13 protein-coding genes are annotated in these 14,480 nt (G+C 57.4%); 8 read left to right on the forward strand and 5 right to left on the reverse strand.

Features of this window, described 5'->3' with window-relative positions; translation table 11 throughout:
* Positions 1 to 54 precede the first annotated feature (54 nt).
* Positions 55 to 237, reverse strand: coding sequence for a hypothetical protein (locus tag GGD66_RS42370; protein WP_409362361.1), 183 nt, complete (start codon positions 235 to 237; stop codon positions 55 to 57).
* A gap of 218 nt (positions 238 to 455) precedes the next feature.
* Positions 456 to 668, reverse strand: a complete 213-nt coding sequence (locus GGD66_RS11180) for a response regulator transcription factor (protein WP_018321443.1) — start codon at positions 666 to 668, stop codon at positions 456 to 458.
* Between the two features lie 597 nt (positions 669 to 1,265).
* Between GGD66_RS11180 and aepX the strand changes: the two genes are divergently transcribed.
* Both aepX and GGD66_RS11190 read left to right on the forward strand, forming a co-directional pair.
* Positions 1,266 to 2,123 (forward strand): phosphoenolpyruvate mutase, encoded by an 858-nt coding sequence (aepX, locus tag GGD66_RS11185; RefSeq protein WP_183258046.1) that lies wholly within the window; start codon positions 1,266 to 1,268, stop codon positions 2,121 to 2,123.
* A 313-nt stretch (positions 2,124 to 2,436) separates the two neighbouring features.
* Complete coding sequence (locus GGD66_RS11190) at positions 2,437 to 3,228, forward strand: phosphocholine cytidylyltransferase family protein (protein ID WP_183258047.1); 792 nt, start codon at positions 2,437 to 2,439, stop codon at positions 3,226 to 3,228.
* A 255-nt stretch (positions 3,229 to 3,483) separates the two neighbouring features.
* Here GGD66_RS11190 and phnF read toward each other — a convergent pair whose 3' ends face one another.
* Together phnF and GGD66_RS11200 are read right to left on the reverse strand one after the other, a co-directional pair.
* Positions 3,484 to 4,284: a phosphonate metabolism transcriptional regulator PhnF gene (gene phnF / locus GGD66_RS11195; protein WP_183257732.1), complete on the reverse strand. Its 801-nt coding sequence runs from the start codon at positions 4,282 to 4,284 to the stop codon at positions 3,484 to 3,486.
* 19 nt (positions 4,285 to 4,303) lie between these two features.
* Complete coding sequence (locus tag GGD66_RS11200) at positions 4,304 to 5,803, reverse strand: alkaline phosphatase family protein (protein ID WP_183257733.1); 1,500 nt, start codon at positions 5,801 to 5,803, stop codon at positions 4,304 to 4,306.
* Between the two features lie 241 nt (positions 5,804 to 6,044).
* Between GGD66_RS11200 and GGD66_RS11205 the strand changes: the two genes are divergently transcribed.
* From GGD66_RS11205 to GGD66_RS11230, 6 genes are read left to right on the forward strand one after another with little or no spacing between them, the layout of a single operon-like run.
* Positions 6,045 to 7,601, forward strand: coding sequence for an ABC transporter substrate-binding protein (locus GGD66_RS11205; protein ID WP_246788834.1), 1,557 nt, complete (start codon positions 6,045 to 6,047; stop codon positions 7,599 to 7,601).
* A gap of 56 nt (positions 7,602 to 7,657) precedes the next feature.
* A complete protein-coding gene (locus GGD66_RS11210) occupies positions 7,658 to 8,674 on the forward strand; it encodes an ABC transporter ATP-binding protein (RefSeq protein ID WP_183257734.1) in 1,017 nt (338 codons plus the stop codon).
* Positions 8,675 to 9,544, forward strand: coding sequence for an ABC transporter ATP-binding protein (locus tag GGD66_RS11215; protein ID WP_183257735.1), 870 nt, complete (start codon positions 8,675 to 8,677; stop codon positions 9,542 to 9,544).
* A 7-nt stretch (positions 9,545 to 9,551) separates the two neighbouring features.
* The gene (locus GGD66_RS11220) at positions 9,552 to 10,487 is read left to right on the forward strand and encodes an ABC transporter permease (RefSeq protein ID WP_183257736.1); all 936 of its coding nucleotides are present in this window, start codon (positions 9,552 to 9,554) and stop codon (positions 10,485 to 10,487) included.
* Complete coding sequence (locus GGD66_RS11225) at positions 10,488 to 11,393, forward strand: ABC transporter permease (protein ID WP_183257737.1); 906 nt, start codon at positions 10,488 to 10,490, stop codon at positions 11,391 to 11,393.
* Between the two features lie 9 nt (positions 11,394 to 11,402).
* Positions 11,403 to 12,134 (forward strand): peptidase C39 family protein, encoded by a 732-nt coding sequence (locus tag GGD66_RS11230; RefSeq protein WP_183257738.1) that lies wholly within the window; start codon positions 11,403 to 11,405, stop codon positions 12,132 to 12,134.
* Positions 12,135 to 12,548: 414 nt separating this feature from the next.
* On the opposite strand, the gene asnB is transcribed toward GGD66_RS11230, so the two are convergent.
* A complete protein-coding gene (asnB, locus tag GGD66_RS11235) occupies positions 12,549 to 14,441 on the reverse strand; it encodes an asparagine synthase (glutamine-hydrolyzing) (RefSeq protein WP_183257739.1) in 1,893 nt (630 codons plus the stop codon).
* Positions 14,442 to 14,480 lie beyond the last annotated feature (39 nt).

A 14,480-nucleotide genomic window follows, 5' to 3' on the forward strand; every position in this document is an offset into this window, starting at 1 on the left:
GTATCGTGCAACGTCTACCAGCAGCTGCGCTTTTGGAAATCCGTTTACGGACTATTATTGCCGCCTTCCTGCCCGGCCCACACCGTGTACGCCGCCGATGACCACGACTTCAGCACCAAAGCCGCTACGATCACCACACATCAATTTGCGACAGGTATACAACCGGCGCGTCCGCAGCAGGGGGACGGAATGACCACAACGTTGACATTGGGATCCGACCGGCCATCGAGCTTTCAACAGTGTTGAGCGCCGATGATCTCACATCGCCTAGTGGTCCGCCGCGCCCCGCAGTGCCGATATGCGACGAAATCGAAGCACGCTCTGTTCTTAGTAACAGCACCTGTATTATGTCTATACAGCTGCGGACGCGCAATCGCTTGCATTCTGCCGGAGCAAGCCACAGTCGCCCCTTGCATTTCGCTAGATCTGCATCAGCGGCAACGGAACCGCGGCCGTTACTCAATAAGACGCAGACGCCGCGCCTTGACGACGCACTGGGTACGGCTGGTCGTTTCCAGCTTTCGCATCGCATTCTTGACGTGAAAGTTGACGGTGTTCTCGCTCACTTTCAGGATGACTCCGATGGCCCAGGATGACTTCCCCTCCTCGACCCATCGCAAGCACTGTCTTTCACGTTCCGACAGCACAACCTCTTGCACATCCGCCATGATTTTCTCCTGGAGTCGAGGAGAGGCATCAGCAAATGCCATACCACTCAGTGGCGCCCGTAAACTATCAGCGAAGCAGGACAAGTTCTTCGGCGATTGCCGCTCCATTCGCGCGAGCCCGCCATCCTACTGCAGCCCTATCGACGGGGCTTTCGACATTGTCGTGAATCCGACAGCAGCATTACGACAATCGTGGCTGTCGATTTTCGTCGCAATCTATGTGAGCCGGATATCACCGTTTCACCAAGCGCTCCTCCCCCCGCCCAAGGAGTGGGCGGATTCTCTCTGGGGGCCGTAGACCTGGCTCGCGGACCAAGGTCATGCATCCAAAGCCCTTCTTTCCAGCCTTTGGGCACGACGCCAAAAAATCATAGCGAAAGCTTCGCGTTCGGCGCGAAACCTATGGCGATCATGCAAGCCTTTTGCGTCCCAATAAACTACCAATGCTGGTCATTGATCGGCATCACGCCGAAACGATATGAGCAGTGACGTTGGCGCCAATCGAGGATCTGCTTCCAGGATTTAGGCATGCAGTATCAACCACAATCCGTTCGGCCTACCGCAGGTCGTCAATGCGCAAAGCAGTCGCCAGTCGAAATGCTTCGCGCCCAGGTCTGCTCGAATGATGAGCTCTCGTTTCTGATGGAAGCGCATGATGGCCTGTCCGCTACAATCGCCCAGCGCTCAGGATTCAAGGCGCTCTGGGCCTCTGGCCTGTCGATTGCCAGCTCGCTCGGCTATCGCGATGCCAATGAAGCTTCATGGACCCAGCTCGTCCAGAGCGTCGAACGCATAGTGGATTCAACTGAGCTACCTGTGCTCGTTGACGGAGACGGCGGTTTCGGCAATTTCAACAATGCTCGCCTCCTCGCACGCAAACTACATCAGGCTGGCGCGGCGGGCGTCTCGCTTGAGGACAGCTGCTTTCCGAAGCTGAACTCGCTCATTGGTGAACGGCATCCGCTCGCCGCTATCGACGAATTCTCAGGTCGTCTGCGGGCTGTAAAGGATGCAGTCGCCGATAATCTTGTTCTAGTGGCCAGGATCGAAGCGCTGATCGCCGGGCACGGCTTGAACGAAGCCATCTTGCGTGCTCACGCTTATGCCGACGCGGGAGCCGATGCAATCTTGATTCACTCGCGAAAGAGTACCGCGGACGAGATGCTTTCGTTCGTCACCGAGTGGCGGAACCGGCTCCCTGTCGTCATTGTCCCGACGACGTACTTTCGAACGCCAGTCTCTGCCTATCGCGATGCGCGCATCTCCACAGTCGTCTGGGCCAATCACTCCATGCGAGCTGCGGCAGCTGCAATGCGGCGAATCTGCGACAGCATCGCAGCTCAAGAGAGCGTTGCGAGCATTGAATCTCATATCGCGCCGCTAAGTGAGATATTCGAGCTCCTGAGGTATGACGAACTCGCCGTGGCCGAAAAGCAGTATCTCCAGCCCAGCTAGTCCATGTCAGCGGGTTGGCACCTAGAGCTTCCTTTCTTCAAAACCGCCCAATGCGCCCCCCGGCCTCTCGTCCGTCTCGCTACAGTGTCACCCAGCAAGGCCGCGACCTAACATCCTGGACAGCTCCGGACATGGCTAAACATCTGTTCCTGCCGCTTAAGGAAGCTCACACAGCAGGTGCATGCGTTGATGACAATTCACACATACCCGCTTCAATATCTGGGGTGGTCGGACAAGTCTGCGGCACGTAACACTGAACAGAGGCGTTCGCGATGCTTGCGGAGCGACACTCGGGATGAAGAAGGCCAATGAAATGCCTCTGAATGCTCCCAAGCATGCTCTCATTCTCGCCGCTGGAGTGGGCTCTCGACTGCGGCCGCTAACGGATCTAAACCCGAAACCTCTCGTCCAAATCCATGGCACTCCCATCCTGCACAACGCGCTATATAATCTTGGGCGTGTCGGCGTGGAACAGGTGACGATCGTTGTCGGCTATCGCAAAGAGGTGATCCAAGATGCCTGCGGCAGCCGCTTTGGCAGTGTTGCAATCAAATACGTCGAATCCCCCGTTTACGACCGTACCGGCAGCGCCTATTCGCTCTGGCTGGCGCGTGACGCGCTCGTTTCCGGGGGCCACTTTCTTCTTGAGGGCGACGTCTTCTTCGAGGAAAATGTATTGCGGCAGCTGCTCATCAGTGAAGAGCCCGACGCGGCTGCTGTCGCTCCCTTCGATGATCTGATGCAGGGATCAGCGGTCCTGTTGTCCGATCTTGGCTTCATTTCAGAATTTCGCTTGAAACAAACAGCGAGAAATCTCATCGCGGAAGGCCCTCCCCTTTACAAGACGATGAATCTATTGCGGCTGTCCGCGTCTACTCTGCGGACAGAGGTTATTCCGGCCCTAGATGATATGATCAGGGCCGGAGCTACCCAGGCCTACACTGAGGAGCTTCTTTCCTATCTCGTGGAAACACAAGGCCTGCAGCTTGCTGCCGTGAGATGCGATGATCTCAGGTGGTACGAAATCGATGATGCGGAAGATTTGCGCACGGCCGAGCGCATCTTCGCTAGAGCCGATACGTCTGATCCAACTGCCTCGGGGTGAGGTTCACGACGATCACGGAAGGTTTGACGCTGCGCCTCCTCACAACCTGCGCGGCTGCCTCCGACACCGGCCGCGTAACGATGCCAAGACCCACGTGCTTGACGGGTGCCGCAACAAAAGCGGCCGCCTATTGGCTCAGCAGAACGCGAGCGGCTCGTCCCGGCATGAAGCGTGAAACACACAACCACAGGCGATGGTGGTAGCGAAACAGGGTATTTGGCCCCAGCCGCTTTGATCGCAGGAATGGGACGGTACTTAGGCCTTGAAAGAGGCAGATGATTTCGATTTGCTCGCTCGCGCTTTTCCGGATCGAGGCTTTCCTGCAAGCGACTGCTCCGCAGAACTAATCTCTTTAAAGTCGAACCTGAAGGTGATTCTCGGTGCGCAAAGTACATTCTCGCCAAATTTGATGGGAATACGGCCCGAGCAATCAAGGCTCTCTTTGACGAAGACCGGCGCCGAAGTCGACATTTGAAGCAGGCGCGCCTCCTGCGCAGAGGGCAGACGCGCACTTATCGTCACCCATTGCTGCGAGTAGTCGACAATTCCAATGCGCTTGAGAGCCGTCGAGATCGAGTTGGCGCCGGAGAATTTGTCCAGCAGTCCGGGAGTGCGTTTCGCCGGAAAGTAGCTATGCGCGATCACGATTGGGATCTCGTCCTGATAGCTCAGCGTGTCGATGCGCAGCACATCGTCGCGAGCTTGCAAATCGAGGTAGCCGGCGAGCCGCTCGTCTGCCTTTATCGTTGCAGCAGACAGGATCTTACGACGCGCCAAGCGGCCTTGCGAGATGAGATTATCGGTCAGCCGGGTTTGAGGCGAGAGCAGATACGGTGTTGGATGTTCGACAACGAAAGTGCCTCTCCCCTGCTCGACACGTAGCAGTCCTTCCTGCTCAAGTGCCCGAATGGCGTATCTTACGGTGTGCCGGTTGACACCATATTCGAGAGCAAGCTCTACGTCGTTCGGAAGTTTTTCGCCTGGCCGAAATCGGCTCGAAGCAATGGCTTCTTCGATGTTCGACCGAACAAATTCCCAGCGCTTTCCTTGATACATAGGTCAAATGGTCCGTGGTTCAGGCTTTCAATTGCGTCGGATTAGCGCCAAGTTTATCATTCTTAGCCTGCGCCAGCCGGGTTACGGCCGCTCCCCTCAGATAAAGGCGTTGTCGGTAAAGCTCCCGGAAGACAATTGACCGGCGCGCTGAAGAGGCAATTGAGACGCTCGCATCTTCGACATCATACTGGCCTGAGTCCTCGCGATCTTGCAAAGCTTCATCGATGATACGGCCGTGCACCGTCGACGGTAGCGGCAGTCCCAAGCTGGAAAGGATCGTCGGTACCAGATCAACGATGCTGGTTGGGGCCGCAACAACTCCGCTTCTAAAGGCATTGCCAGCTAGGATGCATAATGAAGACAGCTCGTGCGCCGAAAGCCCTCCATGCATACCAACGCCGATCGGATAGGTCCCATCGTAGTACACGGCGTCGGGCGAACCGCTCCGATTAGCCGCGCCGCAATCGGCGAGAACAAACGACAGGTCTGCACTTCGCTCGTGTTCGGCCATGACAGCCGAAAGCGGGAGGGTGCTCGCGATAAGTGGAGAGCCATCGGAAGCCTTACGTGAGAAAGCAACGCCAAACCATGGCTCCTCCGACAGGCTGTGATACAACTCTGCCACAAGATGGCTCTCTCTGCCCCGGGCCCAAATGTTGACAACCCGTTGAGCTGTTATTGCGGCGTCTACCTCGGACGTGAGTTCGTATCCGACCTTGAATCCCGAGCGCTGCAGGTGTTTCAATACGGAGACCTTTTCGCCAATGATGGCGTGTCCGTGATCGGAAGCAGCAATAAGCTGTACTCCTTCCCGCGCTCCTTTCTCGCTCCACCAAGCGAAAATTCGCCCAAACTGGCGATCGACCTCGTGGAGCACCTCACGCGCCCTAGGATGCTGAAGACCGAACATATGATATGTAATGTCCGGCTCCGATAGCCAGAGCAGGCTGACCTCCGGAAGTGCTTCTTTCTTCAGGAACGCGAAGAATAGATCAACGACGCGTTCAATGGTCGCACGCGCCGGCCGCTCGTCGGGAGGGAGCATCGGAAAGCTTGGCGCAATCCGGCGAACGGCCGCGTTGCCACCGAACTTTGACGGGTCATGAACCCAGAACGCCGGCGCAGCTTTCTGCCAACTCCCCCAGCCCGAAAGTCCAAACGAGCCCTGCGACTGAGACCCGATCGACAGCATCGCACGACCATGAGCCGCCAAGACTTCGCCAATCGTCGTGGCGGTGAGGACGCCACCGCGTTCGCTGCCGAGCGTCATGAGCGCTGAGAGCGAAGATCCATCGATCGACCGACCGTTTGCCAAAAAACGGTTGCCGATGATTCCATGGGCCGAGCTATGTCCGCCAGTGGCCAGCGCGGCCGATGAAACCCGCGTCTCACTGGGAAAAGATGAGGTATGGCGGGCAAGTCGAAGGCCGATTTTGGACAGCTCGGCGAGATTGGGCGTAACTGCTTCGTCTAGCTGGTCAGGACGAAGGCCATCCAGCACGACAATGACAAATTTCATTCGGCCACCTTCCTCCGATTCCGAGCCTCAACCTACGGGAGTGGCAGCCCTCTTGTCCAGCTACCTAGGCACCTAGGCCTGTCATGATGGTGTCACATGGTGTGAATTATATCTCGCAACACTCGAACCGCTCCTCAGAAAAACATTGTCCGAGTCCGCCCGGCGCGAGCGTGAGCAGGCGAAGCTGCATGGTTCAGAAGCTCGGCACTCAATGGTTTGTGCAACTAAGAAGAGATGTGTGATGAATACCTGTGATCGGCGCGCGGTACTCAAATTGGTCGGTGGGCTGAGCTTGCTTCCATCGACCTCTGCTTTTGCCCAAGACGCGGGCCGGACGGCACTGCGGATCGCAATGCAGGATCTGCGCGTCGAGCTCGATCCGCTCCATCCCCGTGCTACGGCGCTCGTGAGCTTCCGGGTGCTCGAGAGCATTTACGACAAGCTCTTTGCAATCGACTATCAACGGGACGGGCAGATCCGGCCGATGTTGGCTGAAAGCATCGAGGCGCTCGACAGCACCACATATCGCGTGTCTCTGCGGAAAGGAGTTCGATTCCACGACGGTGAAGAGTTAACGGCCGAGGACGTCGCATTTACTTTCGGCGCGGAGCGTATGTTGGCAAAGGACAGTCCGGGTTTTGGCGTTGGCCAGATCAGCTTTCCATCGATGAGCACGGTGCGGGCAACCGGCCGATATACTGTCGAGTTCAGCACCAAGGCGCCCGATCCTGTTTTCGTCAAGCGCCTGACCTCCTATGGAGCCGGCATCGTCTCGAAATCGGCCTATCTGAAGGCGGCGACATTCGATCAATGGGCCAGGGCTCCCATAGCGGCGGGGCCGTACAGGGTCGTTGAGGCCGTCGAAAACCGCTACATACGTCTCGAGGCGCACGAGGGATACTGGGGTGGAAGGCCGCCGCTGAAGGGGATCGAGTTTCGGATGGTGCGGGAGCCGGCGGCACGCGTCGCCGGCCTTCGCGCTGGCGACTTCGATATCATCACAACCGTTGCGCCGGATCAGTTCGATATCCTCGCCGCGGACAAGCGATTGGACGTGGTTGGCGGCGACACGATGTCCTTCCGCACGCTGGTCTATGATTCGACGACCAATGAGGTGCTGCGGGATCCGCGCATCAGGCGCGCCATGAATCTGGCGATCGACAGGAAGACCATTGTCAACAGTATTTGGCGCAAACGCATAAGTGTGCCGCCTTCCCATCAACACCCTGCTTACGGCGCTCTCTACAATCCTGACCGGCCAATCCCACGGCACAATCCGGAAGAGGCGAAGCGACTTCTTGCCGAAGCCGGTTATAACGGGGCAGCAATTCCTTTCAAAACGGTCGGCAACTATTACACGGCCGAGCTTATCGAAACTCAAGCCATCGCGGCAATGTGGAGGGCTGTCGGCCTCAACGTCGATATCCAAATGAAAGAGAATTGGGCCCAAGTCGAAGACCGTCTGGGCCGCGGTGTGAACAACTCGTCTGATGGGACATACTACCCCGATCCCACAGCATCGTTCGTCTCGCGCTGGGGGTCACAGAGCAACTTTCAGAGGGGTGGGTATTGGCGGAACGACAGATTCAATGTGCTGGAGACGACTTTGCTGACGGCGCAGGACCCGGCCGCAAGGCGAGCTGCCTATCAAGAGATGCTGGACATATTCGACGAGATTGATCCACCAGGAACGGTGCTGCATTCGCTTGGCGAGTTCTTCGGAAAGCGCGCCAACATCAAGTGGACACCGACGCCAACCGGTTTGATGGATTTTCGGCCGGGCGCAATCAACGTCTAGCTGAGAACGCCTTGGGCCAGACGCAGAGGACTATTGTCTGCTCGGAAGATGGAATCATGGACCAAACCAGTTCGCATGCACTTGAAGCACCTTTTTTCCAAAGTTTTGAGCAAGGGAATGCCGGGCGCCCAGCCACGGCGGCTGGCAGCCCGCCGCTCCTGAGCATTACTGGATTGACGGTTGTTCTTGCAGACCGACCCGAGACCCGCCTCCTGGACGCCGTTCGGTTCGAGCTGCGGAAGGGTGAGTTTTTCGCGCTTGTCGGCGAAACCGGCAGCGGAAAAAGCGTGCTGTGTTCGACCATCATGGGAGTAGCAAGTTCCGAGCTGAAATGTCTCGGCGATATTCACATCGAAGGCAGGCCTCTTTCCGATGTCAATCGGCGCCGGCGCGCAATGATCTACCAACAGCCAAGTCTATATCTTAACCCTGTTCGGAACATTGGATTCCAGCTTCGCGAGACTGTCCAGATGATCGGCGGCTTGAGCAAGAAAGAGGCGAGCGAAAGAGCTGCAGATCTACTTAGCGATGTGGGGATCGATGATCCCAATGAGACGATGAGGAAATATCCGCACGAGATGTCCGGCGGAATGAATCAGCGCCTCATGATTGCAATGGCGCTCGCGATGAAGCCGAAGCTTCTCATCGCAGACGAGCCGACCTCGGCTCTCGACGTCACCACGCAAAAGCAGATCCTTGACTTGCTCGAGCGGCTGCGCTCAGACATGGCAATCCTCTTTGTGACCCATGACCTGGGCGTTGCCCTGCAGCGGTCGGATCGTATCGGCGTCCTCTACGCCGGCCAGTTGGTCGAAATCGGGCGCGCCGATCTCGTCGCTCGAACTCCCCTACACCCCTATACGCGCGCGCTATTCTCCGCTGTCCCCCCACTTTCGGGGCACCCCCGGCGTCTGCACAGCCCTGAAGGTACCCTCCCTGAACCTACTCAGCGCCAGGCCGGCTGCAATTTCGCATCTCGGTGCTCCGGAACGTCGGACATTTGCCGGCACACCAGGCCCACCTTGCAGGGCATTCCACAACAAGTGGTCGCATGCCACAACTTGGAGGCATGAATGGCATTGCCGATCGAGGCTCCTCACGCTCGTACAGCGCGCGCGTCCTGCGAACCCATTCTAGAGCTGCGCAATGTCAATTTTTGCTACCCGGCTGCTCGGCAGTCCTTTGCGGAGGTCCTTGGCGGCTCGAGGCTGCACAAGATCAACATGATCATCCGCCGTGGGAAAGCCCATGGGTTGATCGGGGAGTCCGGCAGCGGCAAAAGCACAATTGCGAAGCTTCTGCTTGGGCTGACAGCGCCACAAGCGGGCCAGATCTTTTTTGAGGGCGAGCTGCTGACGCCGGATCGATTGGCTGCGTTCCGCCGCCGTGTCCAACCTGTCTTTCAGAACCCTCTCGACGCACTGAACCCAGCCTCCCCGATCGGCAAACAAATTATCGCGCCTCTGCTTGTGAACTTCAAAATGAAGTCTTCGGATCGTGAGGCTCGGCTTGCTGCGGCAATTTCCGCCGTCGGCCTATCGGGCGACATCCTTGGCAAGTTACCGCATCAGATAAGCGGCGGACAGGCGCAGCGGGTCAATATAGCGCGGGCGCTTATTCTCGATCCCGAGGTTCTGATTTGTGACGAGCCCGTCTCCGCGCTCGACATGACCGTTCAAGCTCAGATCCTGAACCTTCTGTCGGATCTGCGTGAGAGCCGGGGCCTGTCCCTCTTATTCATAAGTCATGATATCAGATCCGTTGCCTATCTCTGCTCAGAGATCACCGTCTTGAAGCGCGGAAGCATCGTTGAGAGCGGTTCACGCGATGAGGTGCTGCTCGAACCAAAGACGGATTACATGAAGTCCCTACTCGAGGCGGTACCCAATTCTGAGCCTTGTTCCCGGCCAGCAGGGCGTCGGCACTCGCCGGCGGAGAGGTGATAGCCGCATGAGGCGCAACGTCCAGAAGGTACTTGCGAGGAAAATTGCCCGCGCATTGGTCACGCTCGTTCTAATGGTAACAAGCGTATTCATTCTTATGCGCTGCGCGGGCGATCCGGTAACCGTCTTACTTGGGCCGGACGCGACGGCGGACATGCGCGCCGCCTACTCCGGCGAATTGGGGCTCGACCGCCCGATCCTGGCACAATACCTGGCCTACCTCCATGACGTGGTCCGAGGAAGCTTAGGCGTCTCTTACGTCTATCGACAGGATGCGCTCGGTGTGGTCATCAGCCACCTTCCATTGACGCTGATACTCACCTGCTCCGCTCTTACCTTGGCGGCGATCACGGGCGTTGCCGGAGGAATAGCTGCCGCGGTGTTTCCGTCGAGCTTCATAGGCCGTGCGTGCACGATCGGAACCGTCATGGGATTGTGCGTTCCGAGCTTCTTCTTGGCGATCGTCCTGACGCTGGTGTTCTCAATTCACCTCAATTGGTTGCCGACCGGCGGTGCGGATAGCTGGCGCAGCTTGGTTCTGCCGGCAGTAACCATGGCGGCCACAAGCTCCGCCCTGCTTGCCCGCTACACCCGCGTCGCCGTTCGCGAATCGCTGGACAGCCGGTATGTGTTGGCCGCGTTTGCGCGCGGCATTCCGTTCTGGCGGATATTGATCCACCACGTATTGCCCAATGCGGCGGTGCCCATCCTGACCATACTTGGCCTGCTCATCGGCGGAGCGGTAACTGGTTCGACGGTGGTCGAGACGGTCTTCTCATGGCCGGGTATCGGAAACCTCTTCGTCACATCCGTCGGAAACAGGGATGTTCCAGTGGTGCAGGCAATTGTCCTGCTTGCTGGCACTGCGATGATCATCACCAACCTGGCCGTTGATCTCGGATACACCTGGCTCGATCCGCGGTCGAAATCCTCGGAGACTTAGATGAGCACCGTCTGGGCGCGTGAATGGACTTGGAACATCTTTCGTGGTCCGAAAGCTCGACGCGGTGCGCGTAAGCCACCCAAAATAGGACTCCATGTTGCCGCGATATGGGTTGTCGGATGTCTGTTGATTGCCGCACTCGCCCAGGTGATCTCCCCCTATCATCCAGCACAGATCTCCTTGGATGTACGGCTTTCGCCACCACTATTCTTCGGCGGCACGCTGGACCATTTGTTGGGCACCGACGAGCTCGGTCGGGACGTGTTGGCTCGTTTGATATATTCGATCCAAATCAGCATGCTCGTTGCGGTGGGCGGGACCTTTATTAGTACCCTGCTGGGCGTTTCGTTGGGCTTCCTCGCTGCCGAGCTTGGCGGCTTAGCCGACGAGGGAGTGATGGCACTGGTCGACATGCAGGCGGCCGTGCCGTTCATGATGACTGCACTGCTTGTCATAACGATATTTGGCAATTCGCTGGCACTCTTTGTGTGTCTTGTGGGCTTGCACGGTTGGGAACGCCACGCCCGCATCGCGAGAGGACTGGCTTTAACGGCGCGCAATCGGCTCCATGTAACGGCGGCGCGGACCTACAACGCGTCGCGGGTCCATATCTACGCAAGACATATTCTCCCAGCCTGCGCACCTACCCTCGTGGTCGGCATGACCCTTGGGCTCACTGAGACGGTTCTCTTGGAAAGCATCCTGAGCTTTCTGGGGCTGGGGATACAACCGCCGATGTCCAGCTTGGGCAATATGGTGGGATACGGCAGAGACTATTTGATGACCGCCTGGTGGATCGCCCTCGCGCCCGGGCTCGTCATCGCAGCTACAGCAATTGCTCTCATGACAATCAGCGAGGCGCTGCGCCAGACGGGACCTCGCTCAACTTCTTTCACGTCCATCTGAGGAGACGTCATGTCGGGTCCGGACCTCGAAAGCGCATCGAATCAAATGGTCAGAAACGTTCCTCTGTATCGGCAAAAGAGGAAGTTCACCTGTGGACCATCCTCCCTGATGATGGTCATGTCCGCGCTGGACGAGCGATATCAGCCGAATGAAACAGCTGAGCTCGAGATCTGGCGAGAGGCAACGACCATTCACGGCGGCTGCGGACCAGTTGGTCTGGCATTGGCCCTTAAACGCCGCGGCTTCGCAGCGCTTGTTGTCGTGAGCCATGATGGACTGTTTCTTCAGTCCCGCGCTTCACAAGGCGGCGAGATAGAGGTGATGCAGATTCTCCAGGAGCGAGATCTCGCCGAAGCATACCAGCGCGACATCCCCGTCCATCTTGGCACTTACAGCCTTGACGACGTCTCGAAATGGATGGCGGTGGGCTGGTATCCCATCGTGATGGTTAGCATTGAGTTCGAAGCTAGGACGATCACTCATTGGGTGGTGGTGACCGGGGCCGACGCCGATCACGTATTTTTCAATGATCCTCTCAAAGATCCCGCCAAGGCAGATGCTGCCACGCGTGTCGACCACGCGAGCTTTGCTAGTATGACCGAGTTCGGCCCTAACCGGGAAAAGGCTGTCATTCTTGCGGGCCTTCCAAAAATGGCGAATGTCGCGCTTCCGCTTCCCCGGATTTATGCTGGTCATCAACCTCGGCCTGACATGCCGAGCGTCATTGGTCCCGAACGCTGATGAATTCGGTAGCCGCCAAGAGCCCAACCTATAGCCACGATTAATCGGTCTCGAATGGTGCCATCGAGCGGCTGCGGTCGGCAGCGCCGGTATACACGCAGTCCGCAGCAGCATAACCAGCCACCATGAGGCATGTTCTGCATTCTTGCGCGTGTACGTCAAAACGAGCTTTTTCGCCGAGCGCGCGAACACGACAGGCCTCTCTCGGCGTCCTTCTCGCATCCTAATCCATTAGCCTGGTTCAGCGCGGTTCCAGCACTCCTCAGAATGCGTCATGCGCAATGGATAGTGCGATCGCGCATCCGTTTCTGGCAGCTGGCATTCTCCCGTTTCTATACCGATCGGCTCGTCTTACCGCTAAGCGGTGCGGCACTTCCGATTGCCTTGGCCCCCGGCATCCGGTCCTACCAACAGCTATGAAGAAAGTTGACGAAGGAAGACCTCCAGATTGCAGATCAGCCAGAGTTGCTTTCCGAATGCATCGTTTGCTGCTTGAGAGCGGCGAGCATACCATCGGCGGAGAGCACCAATATCGAGATAATCAGCGATCGCGGGAGATTCTTTGAAGATTAAGTCACGAAATGGCGCCGAGCTCTGATCTGTCGCCCACTTACTTAAGGGCAAGGGAAACCCGAGCTTTTTCCTCGTGATCACACTTGCCGGTAAACGATCTCGGTAAAGAGTGCGCAACACGGCCTTGGAGACGTCAAGCGTTTCGCTAAATTTCTCAATCGGAGCAAAGGCCGCCTGAAACGGGGCGAAGGCATGTTTCCAACGCAGATGTTCTGAGAACGACATGCGCAGAGCCAGCGCAACGATTCGATGGTCTGTGAAGGGAACGCGAGACTCCACCCCCGCCGCCATTGTGGTGTTGTCGACCATTTCGAGCAGCGCCGGGAGATGATGCCGTACAAAGAATTGCCTTATGCGCTCGACCGGAGTGGCGCCGCCTGAATGATAGGCATTGTTCATCCAATCGATCAGCTCCGCATCGTGACCGATGTCCTTTCTCCATGCCGATGTCGCAAGCTCGAGCTTCTCGGCGTGGGGAAAGTAAGTGTACCGGGCGAGAAAGAGTTCGAATTCGCTTGCTTTAAACTTGGGAAGGCCGAGATGACGCCGCGCCGGGCGGCCAATGACATCTGGCAAAGCAGCCAGCAACCCCTGTCGACGAAGGTCAAAGGGCAATCTGAAAATCCGGCTGTATCCAAGGAATATCTCGTCGGCACCTTCGCCGGTAAGGAGAACCTTGTGAGAGTGGCTGACTGCTCGAGCAAGCAAATACATCGCCGCTTCGTTGTGCATGCCGACTGGATGACCACGTAGTGTGGTAAGGCGCTTAACGACATCCAGGCTCGTTGCCCCAGGCAACCGGACCAAGACGTGGGCTAGCTTGAGAGATTTCGCGACCTCGACCGCATAAGGGCTTTCATCGTATACATCATCGCATATGACTCCAGTGAAGCACGTCGGCCTTTGTGCAGAGTGCCTTGTAAGCTCGTAAGCCAACACGCTGGAGTCGAGCCCTCCGGAAAGCAGCGCCGCGACTGGGCTGTGCGGCAACAAATGTTCCTCCACAGCGCCGCCGATCAACGTTTCGAGAGAACTGCAATCACCACCGTCATCGAGGCAGGCAGGATACCACCAACGCGTATACTCGCGAGATTTCGCCGTAATCTTGAGCCAGGTTCCAGGTTGCAGCTTTCGAATATCTGCAAATAGCGTCCTTTCGCCGAAGACGGCACGGTAGGACAGGAAGCTCGATAATCCAACCGGATCGAGCTTTGAACGGACTCCTGGCCAATGCAGGATGGCGGAGGGCTGAGAAGCAAAGACAACGCCGTTATCTGCGCAAGCGTAATATAGCGGTTTAATTCCGAGCCGATCTCTGACAAGGAACGCTGTCCCCGTCTTTTGATCGTAGATTGCGAAAGCAAACATTCCCCGCAGGCGTTTGACGCTATCGATCCCCCAACAAGCGAATGCCTTGCAAAGTACTTCCGTATCCGACTCTGTGCGAAATCGGTATCCGCGCCGGAGCAAGTCCTGCCTTAACTCACGATAATTGTAGATCTCCCCATTATAGGTGACGGCTAGCCCGAACTCCTCATCGAGAAACGGCTGATTTGACCTGGGATCCGGATCGATGATCGCGAGCCTTCGATGCGCAAAGCCAAAGGAAGACGTCACGTAATTGCCACTCGCGTCGGGCCCCCGATGGGCCAGCGCCTGAGCGCAACGCCCAAGGTTCCGCTCGGCCACTGACTTATCAGCAATCCGTCCGATGACTCCGCAAATCCCACACACAGCTAGCCTCCTCCGCGTGCTAAGCCGGCTGCCATACCG

The organism is Bradyrhizobium sp. CIR48 (assembly GCF_014198315.1).
Classification (GTDB): domain Bacteria; phylum Pseudomonadota; class Alphaproteobacteria; order Rhizobiales; family Xanthobacteraceae; genus Bradyrhizobium.

Coding starts and splice junctions, on each gene's coding strand:
- GGD66_RS11180 (WP_018321443.1), bottom strand. CDS start 668: ATGGCGGATGTGCAAGAGGTTGTGCTGTCGGAACGTGAAAGACAGTGC.
- aepX (WP_183258046.1), top strand. CDS start 1,266: ATGCTTCGCGCCCAGGTCTGCTCGAATGATGAGCTCTCGTTTCTGATG.
- GGD66_RS11190 (WP_183258047.1), top strand. CDS start 2,437: ATGCCTCTGAATGCTCCCAAGCATGCTCTCATTCTCGCCGCTGGAGTG.
- phnF (WP_183257732.1), bottom strand. CDS start 4,284: ATGTATCAAGGAAAGCGCTGGGAATTTGTTCGGTCGAACATCGAAGAA.
- GGD66_RS11200 (WP_183257733.1), bottom strand. CDS start 5,803: ATGAAATTTGTCATTGTCGTGCTGGATGGCCTTCGTCCTGACCAGCTA.
- GGD66_RS11205 (WP_246788834.1), top strand. CDS start 6,045: ATGAATACCTGTGATCGGCGCGCGGTACTCAAATTGGTCGGTGGGCTG.
- GGD66_RS11210 (WP_183257734.1), top strand. CDS start 7,658: ATGGACCAAACCAGTTCGCATGCACTTGAAGCACCTTTTTTCCAAAGT.
- GGD66_RS11215 (WP_183257735.1), top strand. CDS start 8,675: ATGGCATTGCCGATCGAGGCTCCTCACGCTCGTACAGCGCGCGCGTCC.
- GGD66_RS11220 (WP_183257736.1), top strand. CDS start 9,552: ATGAGGCGCAACGTCCAGAAGGTACTTGCGAGGAAAATTGCCCGCGCA.
- GGD66_RS11225 (WP_183257737.1), top strand. CDS start 10,488: ATGAGCACCGTCTGGGCGCGTGAATGGACTTGGAACATCTTTCGTGGT.
- GGD66_RS11230 (WP_183257738.1), top strand. CDS start 11,403: ATGTCGGGTCCGGACCTCGAAAGCGCATCGAATCAAATGGTCAGAAAC.